The organism is Pseudomonas sp. MF6755 (genome assembly GCF_016405635.1).
GTDB classification, from domain to species: domain Bacteria; phylum Pseudomonadota; class Gammaproteobacteria; order Pseudomonadales; family Pseudomonadaceae; genus Aquipseudomonas; species Aquipseudomonas haemolytica.
Genome location: NZ_JAEKDA010000006.1, coordinates 254,914 through 279,886, shown reverse-complemented (window position 1 = coordinate 279,886; position 24,973 = coordinate 254,914). Strand labels below are relative to the sequence as shown.

Sequence of the window (24,973 nt, the reverse complement as noted above, 5' to 3'; positions counted from 1 at the left end):
GCCGTGGCCGCTCACCTCTACCGATACATAGACGTTTCAAGGTTGAATGGGGAACGTGACGGGCTTATAGGTGAACGCCCACCACTTGAGCGGGTTCCAATAAGGGTTTGTCTTTGACGGTCTGAATCGTGAAATTCTCTTCATTTCATCGCTGACATATTGCTCAGCTTGGCCTCTAGCCAATTTTGTTATAGTGGGGTCAAGGGTGATGCCGTTGCTTTGCAGGTTTTGGTGATACGCGGTTTCTACTTTACCAATGGCGCTGGTTATAACTTCCGGCGAAAGGTTCGCGGTGAGGGTGCCGGTATAGCCTTTTACAGGGCGCCTTATCAATCTTTGAAATTGAGCAGCAAAGGAACTGTCTCCACCGCTTGCAGAATTGCAGGATAACAGGCGTACGTTGTCAAAGTCTTCCGGGTTTATACCTTTTGCATGCAGGGTATGAAGCAATTCTCCTGGCGTATTAAGTTGTCCATCGTATACCACTTTTGCTACGCCGGTTTCAGGGTTGAAACTGCCGTGGACGAGTATATTCAATCGTTGCTCTGTGCCTTTTTTATTAGTGTCGATAAAGGTATACAGTTTTTCGTTGATCACATTCAGGTTATCGACCTCTCCACTGAGGATAACGGCTTTTTCACCGGTAGAAAAAAGTGACTCACCCGTGGGTAAGTTTTCTATGGACCTCAGCGGTGGAAGTTTCACGTCTGTGCCGTCGACGGGCAGAGGGATGCCTGCACTATCAGCAGGCGCCGAACGATTGGCGTCGTCTGTCTCGATGTTGACGCGTGTGGGGGTATCGCTCTCGTTCGGCGCTTTTGGTGCGCGCACGAATTCAAACTCGCGTGTCTCGGAATTGAACCTCCAGCTGTAATTCCGGGTGCTGGAAGGCAGTTGAGGTTCCCCCAACCCCACCTCTACCCCATAGGGTGCGAGTTCGTGCACCAGTTGCAGGCTCGATATCACTGCTGCGGCAGTGCCGCCAACGCGATCGTCGGCGGTCATGCCATAAATGGCGTCATGGATACCGAAGTAAATATTGCCCGCGTTGCCAAGGATGGGCACGTAACCGAAGGTGCGTCCCCATAATTCCTTCGCCCCCTTCCACGCTTGCTGCTCGTTACCAAATACCTGTGTTTGGTCGGCCCATTCTGCGTTTTTGGCGTTCACTGCCTGGTACTCGGTAGCGATACCGGAGTCCAGGTTGCCGTATCTCAAAAAATAGTCGCTGTTTCGCGATTGGGTATAATTAAACGTCTCCCTCACCGGTACAGGTTTATCTTTGAAAAGGTTTTCATAGCCTGGATAGGTGGCTCGTTGATAGTCGATCAGGTTTTCAAGCACATTTTCGGCGGATGTCCAATGAGCATCTTTGCCGCCTTGCCTGTCGCGGGCATTGAAACTACTGTGCAACGTATTACGATTGGTTTCAGCCCAGCGGGCGAAATCGTTATCTCCATTCAGTTCATTGACCGTGCCGGTTTTCAAATCAATCATCAGGCCATTGTTGGGCCTGTGATCATAATCACCGTGATAGTTGATGTAAGGGATGAATGCATGCCCTCCCAGTGGATAGCCGTATATATTTGGGATAATCACATTGCCGTTTTTTTCAAGTGTACGGTTGATTGCTTCTTGTCCGGCAGGTGTGAGTTGTTCATAACTGCCCTTGTCGTTACGCAGGCTGTGTAAAATTCCCCGCACAACATAGGCATCAGCTTTCCCCGAGCGCTTCGCCAATGCACCGGGCACGTCCCGCATGGGCTCGGCTATCTGAACTTCCCAATGCACCTCAAGTCGTCCACCCAAGGCTTCTAGATCGTTGATCTTGTCCTGATCTTGTGGGTTTATTTTCGTCTCTTGGAAGTTGAGTGAGCCGCCCTCCGGTGTTCTATCGTGCTGAAGGGCACCGGCTGCAATTTCCCATGCATAGTAGGTTCGCTCGCTGGTGTTGGTCTTTATTTCGGGGTGCCATTTCCCTACGTAAGAATCGAACTTTACGGTGAATTGTTCATGCGGGTCGCGCCCGGCAGCCAATAACCCGGCACTGAAGTAACCCGCAGGCTCGAGAAATTGGCGAACCTTTTGGAAGCGGACATTTCTTTCGCCTTCCTCACCCGTTTCTATGTTCTTGATCTGTGCCACTACTCGCTCGGTATAGGCTTCAATGCGGTGCATCCGCTCTCGTAGCGTATAACTCGTGGAGGGCGGAGAAACACCGGCCTCCCCGTAAATAACGCCTTTGGAGAAATCAAGCTCATTATCCGGGGTGGGCGCAGTCATCCGGCCAACATTGCCCGTTGACCCGATCTGCGTACCTGGCTCCCTATTTTCCAATGGCGGCGGCGCGTCAGCTGCCCGAGTGTTGCGGCTGTGTGTACTCGCAGTTAAATGTTCAGTGATGATGGGGTTTGGCAACAAAGGCGCAGATATGTTCATGAGCGGCTCGCTGTATTCGTAGGTTCTTAACGTTATTGTCTGGGCACGAAGTAATAGGGCAGGCAATATGCACGCCGAGATATGAGTTAATTATTAGGTTGATGAACTTCACTGTGTCATCAGTTATTTTTTTAACTCGGCCTGCATGTGCAGGGCGAACCAAACTAATATTGCTGGCACTTTTGTTAAGTTGGGTTTGCCGGTGCCTGCGCGGTAGCACTCGTGTAGTGTTACATGCAATTGGGTGGCAGCAGGCGTACAGAAAGTTCCACTTTTAAGTGTATGTTCTGTGCAACCAGTGGTTTCACAAAGTGCAGCCTACAGCGATCGAAAAGAACTTGCGCTGAGAGGCATTCGGGTCGGCTTATCAAAAAAAAACGGCGCCAGCCTTCCAAGGCTGCGCCGTTTTTGTCTCGAAGAGCGTTACTGAAGAACTTCAATCACCCCATCGGCGCTCATGTTGACCTGGCTGGTGCCTGCTTCGACTTCCGGCGCGGGCGCCGGCGCTGAATCGGCCATGTTCGCCTTCATCATCATCCCGCCACGGGCATAAGGCATCGGGTAGCCATTGGTGTTGAAGTTCAGGTTGACGATCTTGTAACCCTTGCCGCCCAGCGCATCGGTGGCCAGTTGTGCGCGTGCCTTGAACGCGGCAACCGCATCCTTGAGCAATGCATCTTCGCTGGCCTTGCGCGTAGCGTCGGCGATGGCGAAGTCCATGTTGTCCATTTTCAGCGTGTTCAGCAGTTCGCCGGTGAGCTTGGACAACGCTGGGAAGTCCGCGCTTTCCAGACGCAGTTCAGCGCGCTCACGCCAGCCGGTGATCTTCTGGTTCTTGCTGTCGTAGACCGGGTAGCTGTTGCGGCTGCCCTGGCGCAGGGTTACGCCTTTGACTTCGCGGGCCTGGCCCAGGGCCTGGTTCATGGTGGTAGTGATTTCGGCGGCGAGCTTGGCCGGGTCGGAGTTTTGCGATTCGGTGTAGAGGGTGACGATCATCTTGTCGCGGGCCACTTCCTGGCTGACTTCGGCACGCAGGGAGATCTGGTTGTAGTTCAGTGCATCGGCTGCCATGGCCGGGAGGCTGGCGATTGCGCTGGCGCTGAAGGTGATGATGGCTGCACTGCGAGTGAAACGAGACATGGAAGCTCCTTGGGATAATCGTGTTGGGATAGCCGTGTTCGGTATGACTGTAGACGCAGGTATCGGGTTCTTCGGGTTTACACATTCCCTACACGTTGTGGTGATGCCGACGAACGGTCATTTGTTCGCCCTGCGTCAAAGAGCCACACACACCATGCCAGCCGGTCTGCTTCGTTTATACTCGTGCCGATCCGCCTGCAGCGCTCACCGGGAGAGCTCATGCTCGCCGCCGTAAAACTGACTTCCGCCACCCGCCAGAACCTCTGGCGCCTGACGTTCATTCGTACCCTGGTATTGGCCGCACAGGCCGGTTCCGTGGGGCTTGCCTACTGGTTCGACCTATTACCGCTGCCGTGGCTGCAACTGGGCGTGACCCTGGCGTTTTCCACCGTGCTGTGTGCGTTCACCGCCATCCGACTGCGCACCACGTGGCCGGTAACCGAGCTGGAATATGCGCTTCAGTTGGCGTGTGACCTGGTTATCCACAGTGTGTTGCTGTATTTCTCCGGTGGTTCTACCAACCCCTTCGTTTCGTATTATCTGGTGCCACTGACCATTGCCGCCGTCACCCTGCCATGGCGCTTCTCGGTGGTGCTGTCGGGCATCGCCCTGACGCTCTATACCTTGCTGCTGGCGCAGTTCTATCCGTTGCAAACCTTCCCGATCGCGCGTGAAAACCTGCAGATCTACGGGATGTGGCTGAGTTTTGCCCTGTCTGCTGCTGTCATTACCTTCTTTGCCGCACGCATGGCCGAAGAGCTGCGCCGCCAGGAAGAGTTGCGCGCCATTCGCCGCGAAGAAGGGTTGCGTGACCAGCAATTGCTCGCCGTCGCCACCCAAGCGGCCGGCGCCGCCCATGAGCTGGGCACGCCGCTGGCAACCATGAGCGTATTGCTCAAGGAAATGACCCAGGACCATCACGATCCGGCGCTGCAAGATGACTTGAGCGTGCTGCAGGAACAGGTCAAGCAATGCAAACTGACGTTGCAGCAACTGGTGCGTGCCGCCGAGGCCAACCGCCGCCTGGCAGTTGAGATGCAGGACGTGACCCAGTGGCTCGATGAGGCCCTGAACCGTTGGCACCTGATGCGCCCCGAGGCCAGTTACCGTTTCAATCTATTAGGCCAGGGCAGCGTGCCGCGCATGGCGCCACCGCCGGACCTTACCCAGGCGCTGCTCAACCTGCTCAACAACGCCGCTGACGCCTGCCCCGAAGGTCTCGGCGTACAGTTGGACTGGGACGCGGAGCACGTCACCATCAGCATTCGTGACCACGGTGCAGGCGTGCCGTTGGCCATTGCCGAGCAGATCGGCAAACCTTTCTTTACCACCAAGGGCAAAGGCTTCGGCCTGGGCCTGTTTTTGAGCAAGGCCAGCGTGACCCGCGCGGGCGGCTCAGTGAAGCTCTATAGTCATGAGGAAGGTGGCACGCTCACCGAGCTGCGCCTGCCCCGTGTCGCACGAGGAGATATCGATGAGTGACGAGATCCAAGTCGAAGGCGAAGAACTGCCGCACCTGTTGCTGGTAGATGACGATGCGACCTTTACCCGCGTGATGGCGCGCGCCATGAGCCGGCGCGGGTTTCGCGTCAGTACCGCAGGTTCTGCCGAAGAGGGCTTTACCATCGCCCAGGCCGACCTGCCGGACTACGCCGCCCTCGACCTGAAAATGGACGGCGACTCGGGCTTGGTGCTGCTGCCCAAGCTGCTGGAGCTCGACCCGGAAATGCGCGTGGTGATCCTTACCGGTTACTCCAGCATCGCCACCGCTGTCGAGGCCATCAAGCGCGGCGCCTGCAACTACCTGTGCAAGCCGGCGGATGCCGACGACGTGCTCGCTGCCTTGCTGTCCGAGCATGCCGACCTCGACACCCTGGTGCCGGAAAACCCGATGTCGGTGGACCGCCTGCAGTGGGAACACATCCAGCGCGTGCTGACCGAACACGAAGGCAATATCTCCGCCACTGCCCGCGCCCTGGGCATGCACCGCCGCACGCTGCAACGCAAGCTGCAGAAGCGCCCGGTACGACGCTGAACACAGCCTGAACAAGCTGCTTCAGGCTGCACGGATGCACGAACCGATCACCTATGATCGGTTCAAACGCCTGTGATGTTTTTCCTGCCGAGCCTGAACAATGAACCAGAACGCTGAATATCGCGCGGTCAACGACGCGGTGCGTGGGCAATTCTTTCGCCGAACCTGGGCGATGATCACACCTTATTGGCGCAGCGAAGAAAAGGGCAGGGCGTGGCTGCTGCTGGCGGCAGTGATTGGCCTGTCGCTGTTCAGCGTGGCGATCTCGGTGTGGATCAATCACTGGTACAAGGACTTCTACAACGCCCTGGAAAAGAAGGACACCGCCGCCTTCTGGCAACTGATCGGTTACTTCGGTGGGATCGCAGCGGTGGCGATTCTCGGGGCGGTCTACCGTCTCTACCTGACCCAGATGCTGACGATCCGCTGGCGTGCCTGGCTTACCGAAAAACACTTCAGCCGTTGGCTGGCCCACAAGAACTACTACCAGCTGGAGCAGGGCGGCTACACCGACAACCCGGACCAGCGGATTTCCGAAGACCTCAATAATTTCACCTCCGGTACCCTGAGCCTTGGCCTCGGGTTGCTGCGCAATGTGGTCAGCCTGGTGTCGTTCTCGATCATCCTGTGGGGCGTGTCGGGCAGCATCGAAGTGTTTGGCATCACCATCCCCGGCTACATGTTCTGGTGTGCGCTGCTGTATGCCGCCGTGGGCAGTTGGCTGACGCACCTGATCGGCCGCCGCTTGATCGGCCTGAGCAACCAGCAACAACGCTTCGAAGCGGACCTGCGTTTTTCCATGGTGCGGGTACGTGAGAATGCCGAGAGTATCGCCCTGTACAACGGCGAACCGAATGAGAGACAACGCCTGAGCACGCGTTTCGGCAAGGTCTGGCACAACTTCTGGGACATCATGAAAGTGTCCAAGCGCCTGACCTTTTTCACCTCTGGCTACGGCCAGATCGCGATCATTTTCCCGTTTATCGTCGCCGCACCGCGCTACTTCACCGGCAAGATCGAGCTGGGTGAGCTGATGCAAATCAACTCGGCGTTCAGCAACGTGCAAGAGAATTTCAGTTGGTTTATCAATGCCTATTCGGAGCTGGCGACATGGCGTGCAACCAGCGATCGTTTGTTGAGCTTCCAGCAGGCCATGAGCGACAACGAGCAACGCCCCCCGGCCATCGACGTGCGCCCTGAAGGCGAGCGCCTGGTGCTAAAAGACCTGGGCATGGACCTGGCCGACGGCCGTCACTTGCTCACCGACGCCGACATGACCGTGGAGCCTGGCCAGCGCGTGATGCTGAGTGGGCGTTCCGGTAGCGGCAAGAGTACCTTGCTGCGGGCGATGGGCCATCTATGGCCGGCTGGACATGGCAGCATTCGCCTGCCGACGGCGCGTTACCTGTTCCTGCCGCAGAAGCCGTACCTGCCGATTGGTACGCTCAAGGCTGTGTTGAGTTACCCACAGGACGACAGCACCTATCCGGTAGAACGTTATGCACAGGTGCTGGAAACCTGCCGCCTGCCGCATCTGGTCAACCGCCTGGATGAAGCCAACCACTGGCAACGCATGCTCTCACCGGGCGAGCAACAGCGCCTGGCCTTTGCCCGTGCGTTGTTGTTCGCGCCGCAATGGCTGTACATGGATGAGGCGACCTCAGCCATGGATGAAGAAGATGAGGCAACCTTGTACCAGACATTGATCGATGAATTGCCGGGATTGAGCATCGTCAGCGTCGGCCACCGCAGCAGCCTCAAGCGTTTTCATGGGCGGCATGTGCGCATCGTGGGTGGGCGGTTGCAGGAACAACAACCGGCCTGAAGTCAAACTCGGTCAATGTGGGAGGGGGCTTGCTCCCGATAGCGGTGTGTCAGCCACCTACTTTGGGTCTGACAGACTGCTATCGGGAGCAAGCCCCCTCCCACATGAGGTTCTGCTTTGTCTTGGAGAATGAGGCAAAAAAAGCCCGGCTGATCATCGATCAGCCGGGCTTTTTTACAGCGCTCGGAAGGCTTACTTCTTCAAGCCGTAATGCTCATCCAGCATGCCTGGGGCGTTCGGCGTCTTTGGCGCGTAGTCCCGTGGTGGCTCCTGGTTTTCCCGTGGCGGGGTCAGGCGTTCCCGTGGGGGTTGCGGTGCATCGGAATGCAGCGCGGCCAGCAGGCGCTGGCGGGTGATGTCGTCGAGGGCCAGGCGATTAGCGCCATCGGCGAGGTGATCCTGTACTTCCTGGTAGCTCTGGGTGAGCTTCTTGACCAGGGTCGCGGTGCTGTTGAAGTGGGTAACAACCTCGTTCTGATAACTGTCAAAACGTTCCTGAATGTCATCCAACTGACGCTGCGTGCGGTTAGGCGCGGCATTCGGCAGCAGGCGGGCAACCAGGAATCCAATGGCGACACCGGCAACCAGGGCAAGAGTCGGCAACAACCAAACTAAGAGCGAGTGTTCCACGAGTCCTTCCTCTATAAACGGCTTTGCTTTACGTTAACGGCTCGGACCTGCGCTGTATACCGCGATTAAGCTCGCAATGATGCCATGCACAGACTTTTAGCTAGACGAGTCGACCCCTTGAGAGGTCACGGAGTTCATTCCTTGCTCATGCGTGAAACCCCCGTTTTGATCGATGGCCCGGTAGGCCAATTGGAAGCCCTGTACCTGGATCACCCCGAGCCACGGGGCCTGGCGCTGATCTGCCACCCTAACCCGGTACAGGGCGGGACCATGCTCAATAAAGTTGTCTCGACCCTGCAACGCACCGCCCGCGATGCCGGTTTGATTACACTGCGTTTCAATTATCGTGGTGTTGGCGCCAGCGCCGGTATTCACGATATGGCCGCCGGCGAAGTGGACGATGCCGAAGCGGCCGCTACCTGGCTGCGGGAAAAACACCCGAACCTGCCGATCACCTTGCTGGGTTTTTCCTTCGGCGGCTACGTCGCGGCCAGTCTTGGTGGCCGCCTGGAAGCCAAGGGCGAGAAGCTCGCGCACCTGTTCATGGTTGCCGCTGCGGTGATGCGCCTGGGCGATACCGATGTGCTGCCCCAAGGTTGCCCATTGACCCTGATCCAGCCGGAAACCGACGAAGTGGTCGACGCACAAATCGTCTACGACTGGTCCGCCGCCCTGAAACGCCCCCATGAGCTGCTGAAAGTGGCAGAATGCGGACACTTTTTTCATGGCAAGCTGACCGATCTCAAGGATCTTGTGCTGCCACGTCTTTCGAATTGATGACAAGCGATCACCCATGACGACCCGTACCCGTATCCTCACCGGCATTACCACCACCGGCACGCCGCACCTGGGCAACTACGCCGGTGCGATTCGCCCGGCGATCCTCGCCAGCGAAGACGCCAATGCCGATTCCTTCTACTTTCTGGCCGACTACCACGCCCTGATCAAGTGCGATGACCCGCAGCGCATCCAGCGCTCGCGCATGGAAATCGCCGCGACCTGGCTGGCCGGTGGCCTGGATGTGAACCGGGTGACCTTCTACCGCCAGTCCGATATCCCGGAAATCCCCGAGCTGACCTGGCTGCTGACCTGCGTTGCCGCCAAGGGTCTGCTCAACCGCGCTCACGCCTACAAGGCGTCGGTGGACAAGAACGTGGAAAACGGCGAAGACCCGGATGCGGGTATCAGCATGGGCCTTTACAGCTACCCGGTGCTGATGGCGGCGGACATCCTGATGTTCAACGCGCACAAGGTGCCGGTGGGTCGTGACCAGATCCAGCACGTGGAAATGGCCCGCGACATCGGCCAGCGTTTCAACCACCTGTTCGGCAACGGTAAAGAATTCTTCACCATGCCCGAGGCGCTGATCGAAGAAAGCGTCGCCACCTTGCCGGGCCTGGATGGCCGCAAGATGTCCAAGAGCTACGACAACACCATCCCGTTGTTCACCAGCGCCAAAGACATGAAAGACGCGATCTCGCGGATCGTCACCGACTCCCGCGCGCCGGGCGAAGCCAAGGACCCGGACAATTCGCACCTGTTCACCCTGTACCAGGCGTTCGCGACCAAGGCCCAGGAACAGGAGTTCCGTGACGAACTGCTGCAAGGCCTGGGCTGGGGCGAGGCGAAGAACCGCCTGTTCCAACTGCTGGACGGCCAACTGGGCGAAGCCCGCGAGCGTTACCATCACCTGATGTCGCGCCCGTCGGACATGGAAGACCTGCTGCTGGTCGGCGCGAAAAAAGCCCGTGCGGTAGCCGCGCCGTTCCTGGCCGAGCTGCGTGAAGCGGTGGGCCTGCGTTCGTTCGTCAACCAGGCTGCGGCGCCGGTCGCCACCAAGAAAAAAGCCGCCAAAGCCGCGCGCTTCGTGAGCTTTCGCGAAGACGATGGCAGCTTCCGTTTCCGCTTGTTGGCGGCTGACGGAGAGCAACTGCTGCTGTCGCGCAACTTTGCCGATGGCAAGGCGGCTGGCGCGGCGACCAAGCAATTGCAAAGCGGTGACGCGCTGGACGTACGCACTCAAGCCCTGAGCTTCAGCGTATGGCTGGACGGCGCTGCGGTGGCTGACAGCGCCGAGTTCTCCGACGACGCATCCCGCGATGCCGCCATCGAAGCCCTGCGCGTCGCGTTAACCCCAATCGAGGATTAACCCGACCAAGGGTTGATTGCCATTATCCAGGGCCGTCGTTACAGTGACGGCCCGTTTTTGTTGCCTTGCTAACGAAATTATGACGCCCCTAGAACGATATCAAGCTGATCTGAAACGCCCTGAATTCTTCCATGACGCGGCCCAGGAAAATGCCGTGCGTCATTTGCAGCGCCTTTACGACGACTTGGTCGCGGCCTCGCAAAGCAAGCCAGGGATATTCAGCAAGCTGTTTGGCAAGAAAGACCACACGCCGGTCAAGGGCCTGTATTTCTGGGGCGGCGTGGGCCGGGGCAAGACCTACCTGGTAGATACCTTCTTCGAAGCGCTGCCGTTCAAGGAAAAGGTCCGTACCCACTTCCACCGCTTCATGAAGCGCGTGCACGAAGAGATGAAGACCCTGCCGGGCGAGAAAAACCCGCTGACCATCATCGCCAAGCGTTTCTCCCAGGAAGCACGGGTGATCTGCTTCGATGAATTCTTCGTCTCCGACATCACCGACGCCATGATCCTCGGCACCCTGATGGAAGAGTTGTTCAAGAACGGCGTCACCCTGGTCGCCACCTCGAACATCGTGCCCGATGGCCTGTACAAGGACGGCCTGCAACGTGCGCGTTTCCTGCCGGCCATTGCACTGATCAAGCAGAACACCGATATCGTCAACGTCGACAGCGGCGTCGACTACCGCCTGCGTCATCTGGAGCAGGCTGAATTGTTCCACTTCCCGCTGAACGAAGCGGCCCACCAGAGTCTGAAAAAGAGCTTCCGCGCCCTGACGCCGGAATGCACCCAGGCGGTGGAAAACGACAAGTTGATGATCGAGAACCGCGAAATAATCGCACTGCGTACCTGCGATGACGTGGCTTGGTTCGACTTTCGCCAACTGTGCGACGGCCCGCGCAGCCAGAACGACTACATCGAGCTGGGCAAGATCTTCCATGCGGTGATCTTGAGCGGCGTTGAGCAGATGGGCGTCACCACCGACGACATCGCCCGGCGTTTTATCAACATGGTCGACGAGTTCTACGACCGTAACGTCAAGTTGATCATCTCGGCGGAAGTCGAGCTCAAGGATCTGTATACCGGTGGTCGGTTGAACTTCGAGTTCCAGCGCACGCTGAGCCGATTGCTGGAAATGCAGTCCCACGAGTTCCTGTCGCGCGGCCACAAGCCATAAGAGATCTCCAGAACAATGGAGATCCAATGTGGGAGGGGGCTTGCTCCCGATTTCGGAGTGTCAGTCACTGTAGATGTGACTGACCCAGCGCAATCGGGAGCAAGCCCCTCCCACTTTGTTTTCTGTGTTCCTTCAGCTAGGCGGCTTGCTGAAATTGCTGGCGATACTGGTTCGGCGACAACTCCGTGTGCTGCCTGAACAAGCGCGCAAAGAAGCTCGCATCGTCGTAACCCACCTCATAACTGATGGTCTTGATGCTCTTGCGGCTGCCCGAGAGCAGGCCTTTTGCCGTCTCGATGCGCAGTCGTTGCAGATAGTGCAGTGGCTTGTCACCGGTGGCGGTCTGGAACCGGCGCATGAAGTTGCGGATGCTCATGCCGTGTTCCCGGGCGACGTCTTCGAAGCGGAACTTGTCGGCGAAATGCTCTTCCAGCCAGTGCTGGATCTGCAGGATGATCACGTCCTGGTGCAGCTTCTGGCCGCCAAAACCGATACGCCCTGGTGAATAGCTGCGCTGCACCTCATAGAGAATGTCGCGGGCCACGGCCTGGGCGATAGTGGCACCGCAAAAACGCTCGATCAGGTAGATGTAGAGGTCGCACGCCGAGGTGGTGCCGCCTGCGCAATACAGGTTGTCGGCGTCGGTGAGGTGTTTGTCCTGGTTGAGCTGGACCTTGGGGAAGCGCTCGCTGAACGCAGTGAAAAACCGCCAGTAGGTAGTGGCTTCCTTGCCATCCAGCAGCCCGGCTTCGGCCAGCCAGAATACGCCGGTGGCTTCGCCGCACAGCACGGCGCCGCGAGCGTGTTGTTGGCACAGCCACGGCAGCACTTGCGGGTAGCGGGTGCACAAGGCGTCGAAGTCGTCCCAGAAGGCCGGTAGCACGATGATATCGGCGTCTCCCAGGCCGCCATCCACTGGCATGATCACATCGCTGAAGCTGCGCACTGACTGCCCGTCGGGACTGACCAGGCGCGTTTCGAACGCCGGGGTCAGGCCCAGGCCTTGCTGTTTGCCATAACGCAGGCTAGCGAGATGGAAGAAATCCTTGGCTTGCATGAGGGTTGAAGCAAATACCCGATCAATGGCCAAAATGCTGACGCGCCGCAAGGGCGTGGAGATTTGGTTAGACATAATTTCATTTATTCTTATAGGGGAAAGTGGTCACCAGACGGCTGGATCGTCTTATTTTTTGTCGCATGTGTCCAGTGTCCTGTCACGCGATCGGGGCATAGGCTCTGTGGGCTCGTCCTTGTCCGACAATCCACGCAGGTGACCCATGATCCCCAGAACCTTGTTCAGCTCGGAGCACGAACTCTTCCGCGAGAGCGTGCGTACCTTTCTCGAAAAACACGCCGCGCCCTTTCATGGGCAATGGGAAAAGCAGGGTTATATCGATCGTAGCCTGTGGAGCAAGGCGGGGGAGGCGGGCATGCTGTGCTCCCATCTGCCGGAGGAATACGGTGGCCTGGGGGCGGACTTTCTCTACAGCGCGGTGGTGATCGAAGAAATCAGCCGCCTCGGTTTGACCGGCATCGGTTTTTCCCTGCATTCGGATATCGTCGCGCCCTACATCCTGCATTACGGCAGTGAAGCGCTGAAGCACAAGTACCTGCCCAAGTTGATCTCCGGGGAGATGGTCACGGCCATTGCCATGACCGAACCAGGCGCCGGTTCCGACTTGCAAGGGGTCAAGACCACAGCGGTGCTGGACGGCGATGAGTATGTGATCAACGGGTCCAAGACCTTTATCACCAACGGCTACCTGGCCGATCTGGTGGTTGTGGTGGCCAAGACCGATCCCAAGGCCGGCGCCAAGGGCACCAGCCTGTTCCTGGTGGACGCTGGCACGCCCGGCTTTGACAAAGGCAAACGCCTGGAGAAAGTCGGCATGAAGGCCCAGGACACCTCGGAGCTGTTCTTCCAGGATGTGCGGGTGCCCAAGGAAAACCTGCTGGGCCAGGCCGGCATGGGGTTCGCCTACCTGATGCAGGAGCTGCCCCAGGAGCGCTTGACCGTGGCGATTGGCGCCTTGTCAGCCGCCGAAGCGGCGTTGCAGTGGACCCTGGACTACACCCGCGAGCGCAAGGCGTTTGGCAAGGCGATTGCCGACTTCCAGAACACCCGCTTCAAGCTGGCGGAGATGGCCACCGAGATTCAGATCGGCCGTGTGTTCGTCGATAAGTGCATGGCGCTGCACCTGGAAGGCAAGCTGGATGTGCCTACAGCAGCGATGGCCAAGTATTGGGCCACAGACCTGCAATGCAAGGTGCTCGATGAGTGCGTGCAGCTGCACGGGGGCTACGGCTTCATGTGGGAATACCCGATTGCCCGGGCCTGGGCTGATGCGCGGGTGCAGCGGATTTATGCGGGGACCAATGAGATCATGAAGGAGATTATTGCGCGGGCGCTTTGATCTTGCGGTGTTGCTGATGGCCCCTTCGCGAGCAAGCCCGCTCCCACATTCGACCGCATTCCAAATCGGTGTACTCGGTTAAATGTGGGAGCGGGCTTGCTCGCGAAGGCGGTCTAAAGATCAATCAAGGCGCAGGGTTCGGATGATCCTTTTGAATCGCCTCGATCCCTTCCAGCACCTCCTTGGACAGTTTCAGATCAGCACTGGCAATGTTGCTGTCCAACTGCGCAAGCGTCGTCGCACCAATAATATTGCTGGTCACGAAGGGTTGTTGTGTGACGAACGCCAGCGCCATTTGCGCCGCGTCCAGGCCGTGTTCGCGCGCCAGTGCCACATACCGGCTGCACGCCGCTTCCGATTGCGGGTTGAAGTAACGGCTGAAGCGGCTGTACTCGGTCAGGCGCGCCTTGGCCGGACGCGCGCCATTTTCGTATTTGCCGCTGAGCATGCCGAACGCCAGGGGCGAATAGGCCAGCAGGCCGCACTGCTCACGAATGGCGATTTCCGCCAGACCCACCTCAAAGCTGCGGTTGAGCAGGTTATAGGGGTTCTGGATCGACACTGCGCGGGGCCAGCCGCGGGCTTCGGCCAGGGCGAGGAACTTCATGGTGCCCCATGGCGTTTCGTTGGACAGGCCGATATGGCGGATCTTGCCGGCCTTCACCTGTTCATCCAGGGCTTCGAGGGTTTCCTCCAGCGGGGTGAGGTCGTCTTCGTCCTTGTGCTTGTAGCTCAACTGACCGAAAAAGTTGGTGCTGCGCTCCGGCCAGTGCAGTTGGTAGAGGTCGATCCAGTCGGTCTGCAGGCGCTTGAGGCTGGCGTCCAGCGCTAGGGCAATGTGCTTGCGGTTGTGGCGCAGGTAACCATCGCGGATGTAGTCGATGGTGTTGCCGGGGCCGGCGATCTTGCTGGCCAGGACCCAGTCGGCACGGTCGCCACGACTTTTGAAATAGTTGCCGATGTAGCGCTCGGTAGTGGCATAGGTGTCGGCCTTGGGCGGTACCGGGTACATTTCCGCCGTGTCGAGGAAATTGATGCCTGCGGCCTTTGCCCGTTCGATCTGCGCGAAGGCCTCTGCCTCGCTGTTCTGCTCGCCCCAGGTCATGGTGCCCAAAGCGATCGCGCTGACGTTCAGATCGGTGCGGCCCAGCTGTCGGTAATCCATCGGGTACTCCTTCGGGGAAAACAATCATAAAAGCAGGTTGAATTTTTTTTCGCAATCTGCATAATTGCCCACCTCTTTCTGCAGTGGAAGTGATGCGCCGCCTGCCGAAGAATCTTGCCGTTGAACGGACGCGCCGACCCGAGCCCCCGATAGCGTCTGTATCCGGCTGCCTTTGACTTGTCAAAGTACGCACTATTCAGTAAGATCCGCCGTCTAATTTACAGGGCGGCCCCTGAGGCTATTAAAGAATGACAACTTTTACTGCAAAACCGGAAACAGTTCAGCGCGACTGGTTTGTCGTCGACGCCGCTGGTCAGACCCTGGGTCGTCTGGCCACTGAAGTCGCCAGCCGTCTGCGTGGCAAGCACAAGCCTGAGTACACCCCTCACGTTGACACCGGTGACTACATCGTGATCATCAACGCTGAGCAGGTACGTGTTACCGGCAACAAAGCGCAAGACAAAATGTACTACCGTCACTCCGGTTTCCCAGGCGGTATCAAGTCTTCCAACTTTGAAGGCCTGATCTCCAAGAAGCCTGAAGCCCCGATCGAAATCGCGGTCAAAGGCATGCTGCCGAAGGGCCCACTGGGTCGCGATATGTTTCGCAAGCTGAAAGTCTATGCGGGCGCTGTACACCCTCATGCTGCTCAGCAGCCCCAAGAACTGAAGTTTTAACGGAATAGTTCATTATGTCGGCGACTCAAAATTACGGCACTGGCCGTCGCAAAACCGCAACCGCACGCGTTTTCCTGCGTCCGGGCACTGGTAACATCTCGATCAACAACCGCACTCTGGACAACTTCTTCGGCCGCGAAACTGCCCGCATGGTAGTTCGTCAGCCGCTGGAATTGACCGAGACCGTTGAAAAGTTCGACATCTACGTCACTGTTATCGGTGGCGGTGTAAGTGGTCAAGCTGGCGCAATCCGCCACGGTATCACTCGCGCTCTGATGCAGTACGACGAAACCCTGCGTGGCGCTCTGCGCAAAGCTGGTTTCGTAACTCGCGATGCTCGTGAAGTTGAACGTAAGAAAGTCGGTCTGCGTAAAGCGCGTAAGCGTCCGCAGTACTCGAAGCGTTAATTCGCTTTACGTTCCACAAAAACGCCCAGCCTCCTCACGGAGCTGGGCGTTTTTTATTGCCTGCGATTTATGCATAAATTTGTGCGTGACAACTTGCCACATCCGTAGACCCCCTATACTACAAGGCCTGGGGGCGGAGGCCCGGGCAATTCCCTTGTCATACGTGGGGCTTTTCATTACCATCCGTCAAAATTTTTATAAGTAAAGATTCAACACTTAGTAGACGCCTGATTTAACAGGCCAAAAAGCTGATGGGAGAGGACTGAATGAGCAATGACGGCGTGAATGCAGGCCGGCGTCGCTTCTTGGTAGCAGCCACATCCGTGGTGGGTGCTGCAGGAGCGGTGGGGGCTGCGGTCCCGTTCGTGGGGTCATGGTTTCCCAGTGCCAAGGCGAAAGCCGCAGGTGCACCGGTGAAGGTGAATGTCAGCAAGATCGAGCCAGGCCAGCAGATGATTGCTGAGTGGCGCGGCCAGCCGGTTTTCATCGTTCGTCGTACCGAGGAAATCCTGGGGAATCTGAAGAAGATCGAAGGCCAGTTGTCTGACCCGAAATCCGAGAATTCCGACCAACCCGCCTACGCCAAGAACGAAGTGCGTTCGATCAAGCCAGAGATCCTGTTGCTGGTTGGTCTGTGTACCCATCTGGGTTGCTCGCCTACCTTCCGCCCGGAAGTGGCCCCTGTCGATCTCGGCAAGGATTGGGTCGGTGGTTATTTCTGTCCCTGCCACGGTTCGCACTACGACCTCGCTGGCCGTGTCTACAAATCCCAGCCTGCTCCATTGAATCTGCCCGTGCCTCCGCATACCTACGAAACTGACGACCTCATAGTCATTGGCCTCGACAAGGAGAACGCGTGATGAGCAAGTTCATGGATTGGGTGGATGCGCGCTTCCCCGCTACCAAAATGTGGGAAGACCATCTCAGCAAATATTACGCGCCAAAAAACTTCAACTTCTTCTACTTCTTTGGCTCCCTGGCCTTGTTGGTGCTGGTCAACCAGATCGTCACCGGCGTGTGGTTGACGATGAGCTATACGCCTTCTGCGGAAGAAGCCTTTGCTTCCGTCGAATACATCATGCGTGACGTCGAGTACGGCTCGATCCTGCGGCTGCTGCACTCCACGGGCGCGTCGGCGTTCTTTATCGTCGTCTACCTGCACATGTTCCGCGGCCTGCTCTACGGGTCGTACCAGAAGCCCCGTGAGCTGGTATGGGTCTTCGGCATGTTGATCTACCTGGCGCTGATGGCCGAGGCCTTCATGGGTTACCTGCTGCCTTGGGGCCAGATGTCGTACTGGGGCGCCCAGGTGATCATCTCGCTGTTCGGCGCGATCCCGGTGATCGGCAACGACCTGACCCAGTGGATTCGAGGTGATTACCTGATTTCCGGCATCACCCTGAACCGCTTCTTCGCCTTGCACGTGGTGGCCCTGCCGATCGTGATTCTCGGCCTGGTGGTGCTGCACATCCTGGCGCTGCACGAGGTGGGTTCCAACAACCCGGATGGTGTGGACATCAAGAAGCACAAGGACGAGAACGGCATCCCGCTGGATGGCATTCCGTTCCACCCGTACTACACCGTGAAAGACATTGTCGGCGTGGTAGTGTTCCTGTTCGTGTTCTGCTCGATCGTGTTCTTTTTCCCGGAGATGGGTGGTTATTTCCTGGAGAAGCCTAACTTCGAACAGGCCAACGCCTTCAAGACACCTGAGCACATCGCCCCGGTCTGGTACTTCACACCGTTCTACGCGATCTTGCGGGCGATCCCCGACAAGCTGATGGGCGTGATCGCCATGGGCGCCGCCATCGCGGTGCTGTTCGTGCTGCCATGGCTCGACCGTAGCCCGGTCAAGTCGATGCGCTACAAAGGCTGGCTGAGCAAGATCTGGCTGTGGGTGTTCTGCATCTCCTTCGTGATCCTCGGTGTACTCGGCGTATTGGCGCCAACCCCTGAGCGTACGTTGCTGTCGCAGGTCTGCACCTTCCTGTACTTCGCCTACTTCATTCTGATGCCGTTCTATACCCGGCTCGAGAAGACCAAACCGGTTCCGGAAAGGGTGACTGGCTGATGAAAAAGTTATTCGTTGCATTCGTGCTTGCGGCCCTGCCGCTACTGTCCTTCGCCGCCGAGCATGGCGCGGAGCTGGAAAAAGTCGATATCGATGTGTCTGACAAAGCCGCCATGCAGGATGGGCTGCGTACATTCACCAACTACTGCATGGGCTGCCACAGCGCCAAGTTCCAACGGTACGAGCGTGTCGCCGATGACTTGGGCATTCCTCATGAAGTGATGCTCAGCCACGCGGTGTTCACTGGCGCGAAGATCGGCGACCACATGAACTCCGGCATGCAACCGGCCGACGCCAAGACCTGGTTCGGCGCCGCGCCGCCCGACCTGACCCTGGTGGCCCGCGTGCGCGGCACCGACTGGCTCTACGGTTACCTCAAATCCTTCTATGAAGACCCTGCGCGCCCGTATGGCGTGAACAACAAAGTCTTCCCGAACGTCGGTATGCCGAACGTTCTGGTCGGCCTGCAGGGCCGTCAAGTGGTAGGATGCAAGCAGGTTCAGGTCGTTGAAGACGGCAAGAAGCAATATGATCCGTTGACCGGTACGCCTCTGACCCATGAAGCGTGCGATCAACTGACCATCGTGCCCAAGACCGGTACGCTGAATGAAGAGCAGTTCGACGAGAAGGTCAAGAACCTGGTGACCTTCCTGGCCTACTCGGCCAACCCCGTCAAACTGCAGCACCAGCGCATCGGTACGTACGTCTTGCTGTACCTGGCTTTCTTCTTCGTATTCGCTTATCTGCTCAAGCGCGAATACTGGAAGGATGTGCATTGATCCAACCGTAAGCAATTGCTGTTAATCTTGCGCGCCCAGCGGCATCTCTGAACACGTAGCGCCCGGTTGAACCGGACGTTACAGAGATGATCCCTGGGCGCGCTCGTTTTTGAGCTTTCGATAATTTCAACAAGCGAGGAGGACCGCCATGGGCGTGACCAATCGGTTGGCCTGTTACTCCGACCCCGCCGACCACTATTCCCACCGAGTACGCATCGTACTCGCAGAGAAGGGTGTCAGCGCCGAGATCATCAGTGTGGAGGCGGGCCGTCATCCGCCGAAGCTGATCGAAGTGAACCCTTACGGCAGCTTGCCCACCCTGGTCGATCGTGACCTGGCGTTGTGGGAGTCAACCGTGGTGATGGAATACTTGGATGAGCGTTACCCTCATCCGCCTTTGCTGCCGGTGTATCCGGTGGCGCGTGCCAACAGCCGCCTGCTGATCCATCGGATCCAGCGTGACTGGTGCGGGTTGGTGGATGTGATTCTGGATTCGCGCTCCAAAGAAGCCGCTCGAGTACAGGCGCGCAAGGAATTGCGCGAGAGCCTGACCGGCGTTTCGCCGTTGTTCGCCGATAAACCTTTTTTCCTCAGTGAGGAACAAAGCTTGGTGGATTGCTGCCTATTACCCATACTCTGGCGCTTGCCGATTCTGGGCATTGAACTGCCACGGCCAGCCAAGCCGTTGCTTGATTACATGGAGCGCCAGTTTGCGCGTGAGGCTTTCCAGGCGAGTCTGTCTGGTGTCGAACGCGATATGCGCTAAGGCTTAAGGAGCCGCTGATGAACTCCAGTCGACCTTACCTGGTCCGCGCGCTCTATGAGTGGATTGTGGACAACGATTGCACCCCGCACATGCTGGTCAATTCCGAATTTCCTGCGGTTCAGGTACCCCAGGGTTTTGCCAGTGACGGACAAATCGTGCTGAACGTATCGCCCAGTGCCGTGCGTCACCTGCACATGGATAACGAAGCGGTGAGCTTCGAAGGGCGTTTCGGTGGTGTGCCTCATACGCTGTTCGTGCCAATCGGTGCGATTCTCGGGATCTATGCCCGGGAAAATGGCCAAGGCATGGTGTTCGATCTGGAGTCGCCTTTGGAGGATGACGAAACGATCGAAGGCGAAGACGGTGATGATGTACCGCCACCGGATGCCGAACCGCCGCGCCCTAGCGGTCGGCCAAGCTTGAAAGTGGTGAAGTAGGCGGATTTCGCCTTCAGGCCCAGCTGAAAAATGCCTCGACTCTGTCGGGGCATTTTTTTTGCGTGAAGGATATGGATGAAAGTCGCGCCAGAACGGTGATCGTACAACCACCATGGGCTATGATGCGGTCTTTAGTTCGCCGAGAAAGATGGTTCATCATGGAAAACTCCAGCGCCGCTCCACGTCTTCCCCGCAAGCGCCGCAGCCTTGCCCAGGAATTGGTCACGGTGTTGTCCGAGCAGATCCGCGACGGCCAACTCAAACGCGGCGACAAGCTGCCTACCGAGTCGGCGATCATGGACGCCCATGGGGTCAGCCGTACCGTGGTGCGTGAGGCTATTTCACGGCTGCAAGCGGCGGGGCAGGTCGAGACTCGCCATGGTATCGGCACCTTTGTGCTGGACACGCCAAGCCCCAGCGGTTTTCGCATTGATCCGGCCACCGTGGTGACCTTGCGTGATGTGCTGGCGATTCTGGAGCTGCGTATCAGCCTGGAAGTGGAATCAGCGGGGCTCGCTGCCTTGCGTCGCAGCGATGCACAGCTGGCCGCCATGCGTGCGGCCCTCGATGCCTTGAATGAAAGCGCGGCCCACGCCGGCGATGCGGTGGCGTCAGACTTTGCCTTCCACCTGGAAATTGCGCTGTCTACCGGCAACCGTTACTTCACCGACATCATGACCCACCTGGGCACCAGCATCATTCCACGTACCCGCCTGAACTCTGCACGCTTGGCCCATGATGACCAACAGCACTACATGAGCCGCCTGAGCCGCGAACATGAAGAGATTTATGAGGCGATTGCCCGCCAGGATTCGGATGCGGCGCGTGCGGCCATGCGTCTGCATTTGACCAACAGCCGCGAGCGGCTGCGCCATGCCCATGAAGAGGCCGAAGCGCAGCGCGGTTGAAGCATTGCCCTGTAGGAGCGAGCTTGCTCGCGAAAGATTCAAGGGCGCTGCGTTTATTCAGAATGTGTGCGTTGGCCTCAGGTTCTTCGCGAGCAAGCTCGCTCCTACAAAAAACTATCAGCCGTCAGCTGACGGGTTGATTGGGCTTGTAGTCCTTAAGCAACAAATACGTACTCCAACCCCACCAATCATTGGTCCAGTGCTTGTCGTTCAGGTCATTGACGTCCTTGCGCCGCAGCACCTTGTCCCCCTCCATCTTGAACAGCGGCGAGAAGTTGTTTGCCGGGTTCTGCGCTGCGTTCAGGTCGGGCACATACAGCGGCGCCTTGAAGCTGGCCGGGGAGGGCGCGACGCCGCTGATGAAGGTGTCGAAGATCTCATCTGCCGAGGCCTGTACCGCACGTTTGACCTGTAGGCGATTGTCAGCGTCGATAGTGTCGAAATAGCGCTTGTCACCATAGGCGTGCCATTGATCGCCCATGGCATTGCGTACCTTGAGCCCGAACTTGCTGTCTTCGTCGTGCATGAAGCGGCTGATCAGCGAGCCCAGCTCGCCCGGTGTCACTACCGCTGCCAGTTGTTTGCGCGGTACCCGCAGGTGGCCGGCAGAAAATAGGTCGGTCAAGAAGTGATCGGCAAAGCTGTTCATCGCATAGGCCAACTGCAGGGCCTGGTCGGTGCCGGTTTGATGGGCGACAACGGCCTGTTGCAGCGCCGCCGTGTGGCCGGCCAAGTAGGCAGACAGGGCCCACTCTCCGAAGTGGTCGGCATTGTCCGCTGCCAGCTTCAGGTAGCGCCCCAGAGGAATCAGGGCCGAAACAGCACTGCCTCCCCCGGTGATGCGGTTCCATTCCTCGGACAACGTATCACCCAAAGCGTCATAGGCTTCATGGGGTTGCTTGCCGTCTTTGATCGCCTGCTTGACTGCGTTGATCTCCTTTTGCATCACCGCGAGGATCTTGTGTGCTTCTTCCCGCGAGGCGGGTAGCACTGCCAGGGAATTGAAAGCGGCGGTGAAGCGTTGCACGCGGTCGGCAGGGGAGGTGCCATCGCTGATGGGTTGCCCAGGAACGCCATAAAAATCGCCACCCAGGGCGATCACTTGGCCGTAGGTCAGAGCCAGCCCGTTGGGTAGGTGCAGCTCGACTTGGTGTGCCGGAATCGCCGGTGCGTCCTTGACGAAGCGCAACAAGGTTTCATCACCGATGGCGGTGTGCTCACCCCCTTCGAAGCGCAGGGTAGGCGGTTGTTTTTGCGGTGCAGCGAGTTCTAGACCTGACATGTTAGCTCCTTGCTATGTCGTAGGAATCTTCCTTGATAACTGTATGTATATACAGCTGTTGTGAGCATAGAGGAGAAATTTCCTACGTCAAGAGGGATTGTTCAACGTGTCAGCTTTGCGATGAGCGCCGATGAATTGCAGTTGACGAATCCATTTATAGTTGTACGATGACGTACGACATAGCCAAAACCAACCACAACCTTTCTTTAGAAAGTCTTCGCCCAGGGTGTTCGAATAATGAATCCACAAGAATTGAAGTCCATCCTCTCCCACGGTCTGCTGTCTTTCCCGGTGACCGATTTCAACGCCCAGGGTGACTTCCACCAGGCAGGCTACATCAAGCGCCTGGAATGGCTCGCCCCTTACGGCGCTACCGCCTTGTTCGCAGCGGGCGGCACCGGTGAGTTCTTCTCCCTTGCTGCCAGCGAATACTCCCAAGTGGTGAAAACCGCCGTCGATACCTGTGCTTCCAGCGTGCCGATTCTGGCCGGTGTAGGCGGCTCGACCCGCCAGGCCATCGAGTACGCTCAAGAGGCCGAACGCCTCGGCGCCAAAGGCCTGCTGCTACTGCCGCACTACCTCACCGAAGCCAGCCAGGACGGGGTTGCCGCCCACGTTGAGGCGGTGTGCAAGTCGGTCAAGATCGGTGTGGTGGTCTACAACCGCAATGTTTGCCGCCTGACCGCGCCGCTGCTGGAACGCTTGGCCGAGCGCTGCCCGAACCTGATCGGCTACAAGGACGGTCTGGGTGATATCGAGTTGATGGTGTCGATCCGCCGTCGTCTCGGCGACCGTTTCAGCTACCTCGGCGGCTTGCCGACTGCAGAGGTTTACGCCGCTGCCTACAAGGCCCTGGGCGTGCCGGTGTACTCCTCGGCGGTGTTCAACTTCATCCCGAAAACCGCCATGGACTTCTACCACGCCATTGCCCGCGAAGATCACGCCACCGTCGACAAGATCATCGACGACTTCTTCCTGCCGTACCTGGACATCCGCAACCGCAAAGCCGGTTACGCGGTGAGCATCGTCAAGGCCGGTGCGAAAATCGTCGGTTACGACGCCGGCCCGGTGCGCACGCCGCTGACCGATCTGCTGCCGGAAGAGTACGAAGCCCTGGCCGCGCTGATCGACAAGCAAGGCGCGCAATAAATTATCTACAAGGCCGCTGCGCAATCAGCGGCCTTTTGCGTCAGGAGAAGATTCGTGTCCCAAGCACAGCGTTTCGAGAACTACATCAATGGCGAATGGGTAACCGGCGCCGACTACTGCACCAACATCAACCCGTCGGATCTGTCCGATGCCATTGGCGAATACGCCAAGGCAGACGTAGCCCAGGTCAACGCAGCCATCGATGCTGCCCGCGCCGCTTTCCCGGCCTGGTCGACTTCAGGTATTCAGGCGCGTCACGATGCGTTGGATAAAGTCGGCAGCGAGATCCTCACCCGTCGCGAAGAACTCGGCACCCTGCTGGCCCGGGAAGAGGGCAAGACCCTGCCCGAAGCCATCGGTGAAGTAACCCGTGCCGGTAATATCTTCAAGTTCTTCGCCGGTGAATGCCTGCGCCTGTCGGGTGATTACGTGCCGTCGGTACGCCCGGGCGTCAACGTTGAAGTGACCCGCGAAGCCCTCGGTGTAGTGGGCCTGATTACCCCGTGGAACTTCCCGATTGCCATTCCCGCCTGGAAAATCGCGCCGGCCCTGGCCTACGGCAATTGCGTGGTGATCAAGCCCGCCGAACTCGTGCCGGGTTGTGCCTGGGCCCTGGCGGAGATCATCTCCCGCGCCGGCTTCCCTGCCGGTGTGTTCAACCTGGTGATGGGCAGCGGCCGCGTGGTCGGCGACGTGTTGGTCAACAGCCCGAAAGTCGATGGCATCAGCTTCACCGGCTCCGTCGGCGTCGGCCGTCAGATCGCCGTCAGTTGTGTATCGCGCCAGGCCAAGGTGCAGTTGGAAATGGGCGGCAAAAACCCGCAGGTCATTCTCGACGACGCTGACCTCAAGCAGGCCGTCGAGCTGTCGGTGCAGAGCGCGTTCTACTCCACCGGCCAGCGTTGCACTGCGTCGAGCCGCTTGATCGTCACCGCGGGCATTCACGACCAATTTGTGGCGGCGATGGCTGAGCGGATGAAGTCGATCAAGGTCGGCCACGCGTTGAAAAGTGGCACCGACATTGGCCCGGTAGTGTCCCAGGCCCAGTTGGAACAGGACATGAAATACATCGACATCGGCCAAAGCGAAGGTGCTCGGCTGGTGAGCGGTGGCGGCCTGGTGACGTGCGACACCGAAGGCTACTACCTGGCGCCTACACTGTTTGCCGACAGCGAAGCCGCTATGCGTATCAGCCGTGAAGAGATCTTCGGCCCAGTCGCCAATGTGGTACGCGTGGCGGACTACGAGGCGGCGCTGGCCATGGCCAACGACACCGAGTTCGGGCTGTCGGCGGGGATAGCCACCACCTCGTTGAAATACGCCAACCACTTCAAGCGCCACTCCCAGGCCGGGATGGTGATGGTCAACCTGCCGACCGCGGGTGTGGACTACCACGTACCGTTCGGTGGCCGTAAGGGCTCATCCTACGGTTCGCGTGAGCAAGGTCGCTATGCGCAAGAGTTCTACACCGTGGTGAAGACCAGCTACATCGGTTCGTAACACGCAGCACCTGTGGCGCCTGCATT

The 24,973-nt window shown here is 58.3% G+C and carries 23 protein-coding genes; 17 read left to right on the top strand and 6 right to left on the bottom strand.

All coding sequences use genetic code 11. The features are described 5' to 3' along the window. Positions 1–36: 36 nt before the first annotated feature. Both JFT66_RS10080 and JFT66_RS10075 read right to left on the bottom strand, forming a co-directional pair. On the bottom strand, positions 37–2,439 hold the full coding sequence (locus tag JFT66_RS10080; RefSeq protein WP_198859197.1) for a hypothetical protein: 2,403 nt from the start codon (positions 2,437–2,439) through the stop codon (positions 37–39). A gap of 423 nt (positions 2,440–2,862) precedes the next feature. Then, complete coding sequence (locus tag JFT66_RS10075) at positions 2,863–3,579, bottom strand: SIMPL domain-containing protein (protein WP_198859196.1); 717 nt, start codon at positions 3,577–3,579, stop codon at positions 2,863–2,865. 219 nt (positions 3,580–3,798) lie between these two features. Here JFT66_RS10075 and JFT66_RS10070 point away from each other — a divergent pair, with 219 nt between their 5' ends. The 3 genes from JFT66_RS10070 to JFT66_RS10060 all read left to right on the top strand — a co-directional run bounded on the left by JFT66_RS10070 (position 3,799) and on the right by JFT66_RS10060 (position 7,439). Then, entirely contained in the window at positions 3,799–5,061 is a 1,263-nt protein-coding gene (locus JFT66_RS10070) for an ATP-binding protein (RefSeq protein WP_034118081.1), read from the top strand. Beyond that, positions 5,054–5,614, top strand: coding sequence for a response regulator transcription factor (locus JFT66_RS10065; protein WP_010213178.1), 561 nt, complete (start codon positions 5,054–5,056; stop codon positions 5,612–5,614). Before JFT66_RS10070 ends, JFT66_RS10065 begins: the two co-directional genes overlap by 8 nt. Before the next feature lie 100 nt (positions 5,615–5,714). Further along, positions 5,715–7,439 (top strand): ABC transporter ATP-binding protein/permease, encoded by a 1,725-nt coding sequence (locus tag JFT66_RS10060; RefSeq protein ID WP_198859195.1) that lies wholly within the window; start codon positions 5,715–5,717, stop codon positions 7,437–7,439. A gap of 192 nt (positions 7,440–7,631) precedes the next feature. On the opposite strand, the gene JFT66_RS10055 is transcribed toward JFT66_RS10060, so the two are convergent. Then, positions 7,632–8,069: a YhcB family protein gene (locus tag JFT66_RS10055; protein WP_032893585.1), complete on the bottom strand. Its 438-nt coding sequence runs from the start codon at positions 8,067–8,069 to the stop codon at positions 7,632–7,634. Positions 8,070–8,216: 147 nt separating this feature from the next. Here JFT66_RS10055 and JFT66_RS10050 point away from each other — a divergent pair, with 147 nt between their 5' ends. From JFT66_RS10050 to zapE, 3 genes are all read left to right on the top strand, one after another. Beyond that, positions 8,217–8,846 carry an alpha/beta hydrolase gene (locus JFT66_RS10050; RefSeq protein WP_198859194.1) on the top strand — a complete coding sequence of 210 codons (630 nt, stop codon included), beginning with the start codon at positions 8,217–8,219 and terminating at the stop codon, positions 8,844–8,846. Positions 8,847–8,862: 16 nt separating this feature from the next. Beyond that, positions 8,863–10,218, top strand: coding sequence for a tryptophan--tRNA ligase (locus JFT66_RS10045; RefSeq protein ID WP_198859193.1), 1,356 nt, complete (start codon positions 8,863–8,865; stop codon positions 10,216–10,218). A 79-nt stretch (positions 10,219–10,297) separates the two neighbouring features. Continuing rightward, complete coding sequence (gene zapE, locus JFT66_RS10040) at positions 10,298–11,392, top strand: cell division protein ZapE (RefSeq protein WP_034118085.1); 1,095 nt, start codon at positions 10,298–10,300, stop codon at positions 11,390–11,392. A gap of 136 nt (positions 11,393–11,528) precedes the next feature. Here zapE and JFT66_RS10035 read toward each other — a convergent pair whose 3' ends face one another. Next, positions 11,529–12,449, bottom strand: a complete 921-nt coding sequence (locus JFT66_RS10035; protein WP_198809598.1) for a GlxA family transcriptional regulator — start codon at positions 12,447–12,449, stop codon at positions 11,529–11,531. Positions 12,450–12,669: 220 nt separating this feature from the next. Between JFT66_RS10035 and JFT66_RS10030 the strand changes: the two genes are divergently transcribed. After that, positions 12,670–13,806 carry an acyl-CoA dehydrogenase family protein gene (locus JFT66_RS10030; protein ID WP_198859192.1) on the top strand — a complete coding sequence of 379 codons (1,137 nt, stop codon included), beginning with the start codon at positions 12,670–12,672 and terminating at the stop codon, positions 13,804–13,806. Positions 13,807–13,930: 124 nt separating this feature from the next. On the opposite strand, the gene JFT66_RS10025 is transcribed toward JFT66_RS10030, so the two are convergent. Continuing rightward, positions 13,931–14,971: an NADP(H)-dependent aldo-keto reductase gene (locus JFT66_RS10025; RefSeq protein ID WP_153838900.1), complete on the bottom strand. Its 1,041-nt coding sequence runs from the start codon at positions 14,969–14,971 to the stop codon at positions 13,931–13,933. A 248-nt stretch (positions 14,972–15,219) separates the two neighbouring features. Between JFT66_RS10025 and rplM the strand changes: the two genes are divergently transcribed. The 8 genes from rplM (at position 15,220) to JFT66_RS09985 (ending at position 21,016) form a co-directional block, all read left to right on the top strand. Then, entirely contained in the window at positions 15,220–15,648 is a 429-nt protein-coding gene (rplM, locus tag JFT66_RS10020; RefSeq protein ID WP_003171742.1) for a 50S ribosomal protein L13, read from the top strand. Between the two features lie 14 nt (positions 15,649–15,662). Next, complete coding sequence (gene rpsI, locus JFT66_RS10015; protein WP_003171743.1) at positions 15,663–16,055, top strand: 30S ribosomal protein S9; 393 nt, start codon at positions 15,663–15,665, stop codon at positions 16,053–16,055. A gap of 266 nt (positions 16,056–16,321) precedes the next feature. Continuing rightward, positions 16,322–16,915, top strand: a complete 594-nt coding sequence (gene petA, locus JFT66_RS10010; protein ID WP_034118089.1) for a ubiquinol-cytochrome c reductase iron-sulfur subunit — start codon at positions 16,322–16,324, stop codon at positions 16,913–16,915. Beyond that, complete coding sequence (locus JFT66_RS10005) at positions 16,915–18,126, top strand: cytochrome b (protein ID WP_003188526.1); 1,212 nt, start codon at positions 16,915–16,917, stop codon at positions 18,124–18,126. The genes petA and JFT66_RS10005 overlap by 1 nt, the downstream gene beginning before the upstream one ends. Continuing rightward, entirely contained in the window at positions 18,126–18,905 is a 780-nt protein-coding gene (locus JFT66_RS10000; RefSeq protein ID WP_034118090.1) for a cytochrome c1, read from the top strand. Before JFT66_RS10005 ends, JFT66_RS10000 begins: the two co-directional genes overlap by 1 nt. Before the next feature lie 148 nt (positions 18,906–19,053). Beyond that, a complete protein-coding gene (locus JFT66_RS09995) occupies positions 19,054–19,671 on the top strand; it encodes a glutathione S-transferase N-terminal domain-containing protein (RefSeq protein ID WP_005784778.1) in 618 nt (205 codons plus the stop codon). 17 nt (positions 19,672–19,688) lie between these two features. After that, positions 19,689–20,108 (top strand): ClpXP protease specificity-enhancing factor, encoded by a 420-nt coding sequence (locus JFT66_RS09990; RefSeq protein WP_003188531.1) that lies wholly within the window; start codon positions 19,689–19,691, stop codon positions 20,106–20,108. Positions 20,109–20,266: 158 nt separating this feature from the next. After that, entirely contained in the window at positions 20,267–21,016 is a 750-nt protein-coding gene (locus JFT66_RS09985; protein WP_043048554.1) for a FadR/GntR family transcriptional regulator, read from the top strand. A gap of 124 nt (positions 21,017–21,140) precedes the next feature. Here JFT66_RS09985 and JFT66_RS09980 read toward each other — a convergent pair whose 3' ends face one another. After that, complete coding sequence (locus JFT66_RS09980; RefSeq protein ID WP_198859191.1) at positions 21,141–22,298, bottom strand: phospholipase; 1,158 nt, start codon at positions 22,296–22,298, stop codon at positions 21,141–21,143. A gap of 237 nt (positions 22,299–22,535) precedes the next feature. On the opposite strand from JFT66_RS09980, the gene kdgD reads away from it, so the two are divergent. Together kdgD and JFT66_RS09970 are read left to right on the top strand one after the other, a co-directional pair. Beyond that, positions 22,536–23,447: a 5-dehydro-4-deoxyglucarate dehydratase gene (kdgD, locus tag JFT66_RS09975; protein ID WP_034118093.1), complete on the top strand. Its 912-nt coding sequence runs from the start codon at positions 22,536–22,538 to the stop codon at positions 23,445–23,447. A 54-nt stretch (positions 23,448–23,501) separates the two neighbouring features. Continuing rightward, positions 23,502–24,947, top strand: coding sequence for an aldehyde dehydrogenase family protein (locus tag JFT66_RS09970; protein ID WP_198859190.1), 1,446 nt, complete (start codon positions 23,502–23,504; stop codon positions 24,945–24,947). Positions 24,948–24,973 lie beyond the last annotated feature (26 nt).

Excerpts from the sequence above, each read along its gene's own strand:
- kdgD (WP_034118093.1), top strand. The coding sequence starts at position 22,536 with ATGAATCCACAAGAATTGAAGTCCATCCTCTCCCACGGTCTGCTGTCT.
- rpsI (WP_003171743.1), top strand. The coding sequence starts at position 15,663 with ATGTCGGCGACTCAAAATTACGGCACTGGCCGTCGCAAAACCGCAACC.
- rplM (WP_003171742.1), top strand. The coding sequence starts at position 15,220 with ATGACAACTTTTACTGCAAAACCGGAAACAGTTCAGCGCGACTGGTTT.
- JFT66_RS10060 (WP_198859195.1), top strand. The coding sequence starts at position 5,715 with ATGAACCAGAACGCTGAATATCGCGCGGTCAACGACGCGGTGCGTGGG.
- JFT66_RS10035 (WP_198809598.1), bottom strand. The coding sequence starts at position 12,449 with ATGCAAGCCAAGGATTTCTTCCATCTCGCTAGCCTGCGTTATGGCAAA.
- JFT66_RS09980 (WP_198859191.1), bottom strand. The coding sequence starts at position 22,298 with ATGTCAGGTCTAGAACTCGCTGCACCGCAAAAACAACCGCCTACCCTG.
- JFT66_RS10065 (WP_010213178.1), top strand. The coding sequence starts at position 5,054 with ATGAGTGACGAGATCCAAGTCGAAGGCGAAGAACTGCCGCACCTGTTG.
- JFT66_RS10005 (WP_003188526.1), top strand. The coding sequence starts at position 16,915 with ATGAGCAAGTTCATGGATTGGGTGGATGCGCGCTTCCCCGCTACCAAA.
- JFT66_RS10050 (WP_198859194.1), top strand. The coding sequence starts at position 8,217 with ATGCGTGAAACCCCCGTTTTGATCGATGGCCCGGTAGGCCAATTGGAA.
- JFT66_RS10030 (WP_198859192.1), top strand. The coding sequence starts at position 12,670 with ATGATCCCCAGAACCTTGTTCAGCTCGGAGCACGAACTCTTCCGCGAG.
- JFT66_RS10070 (WP_034118081.1), top strand. The coding sequence starts at position 3,799 with ATGCTCGCCGCCGTAAAACTGACTTCCGCCACCCGCCAGAACCTCTGG.
- JFT66_RS10000 (WP_034118090.1), top strand. The coding sequence starts at position 18,126 with ATGAAAAAGTTATTCGTTGCATTCGTGCTTGCGGCCCTGCCGCTACTG.
- JFT66_RS10080 (WP_198859197.1), bottom strand. The coding sequence starts at position 2,439 with ATGAACATATCTGCGCCTTTGTTGCCAAACCCCATCATCACTGAACAT.
- JFT66_RS09990 (WP_003188531.1), top strand. The coding sequence starts at position 19,689 with ATGAACTCCAGTCGACCTTACCTGGTCCGCGCGCTCTATGAGTGGATT.
- JFT66_RS10045 (WP_198859193.1), top strand. The coding sequence starts at position 8,863 with ATGACGACCCGTACCCGTATCCTCACCGGCATTACCACCACCGGCACG.
- JFT66_RS09985 (WP_043048554.1), top strand. The coding sequence starts at position 20,267 with ATGGAAAACTCCAGCGCCGCTCCACGTCTTCCCCGCAAGCGCCGCAGC.
- JFT66_RS09995 (WP_005784778.1), top strand. The coding sequence starts at position 19,054 with ATGGGCGTGACCAATCGGTTGGCCTGTTACTCCGACCCCGCCGACCAC.
- JFT66_RS10075 (WP_198859196.1), bottom strand. The coding sequence starts at position 3,579 with ATGTCTCGTTTCACTCGCAGTGCAGCCATCATCACCTTCAGCGCCAGC.
- JFT66_RS10025 (WP_153838900.1), bottom strand. The coding sequence starts at position 14,971 with ATGGATTACCGACAGCTGGGCCGCACCGATCTGAACGTCAGCGCGATC.
- zapE (WP_034118085.1), top strand. The coding sequence starts at position 10,298 with ATGACGCCCCTAGAACGATATCAAGCTGATCTGAAACGCCCTGAATTC.
- petA (WP_034118089.1), top strand. The coding sequence starts at position 16,322 with ATGAGCAATGACGGCGTGAATGCAGGCCGGCGTCGCTTCTTGGTAGCA.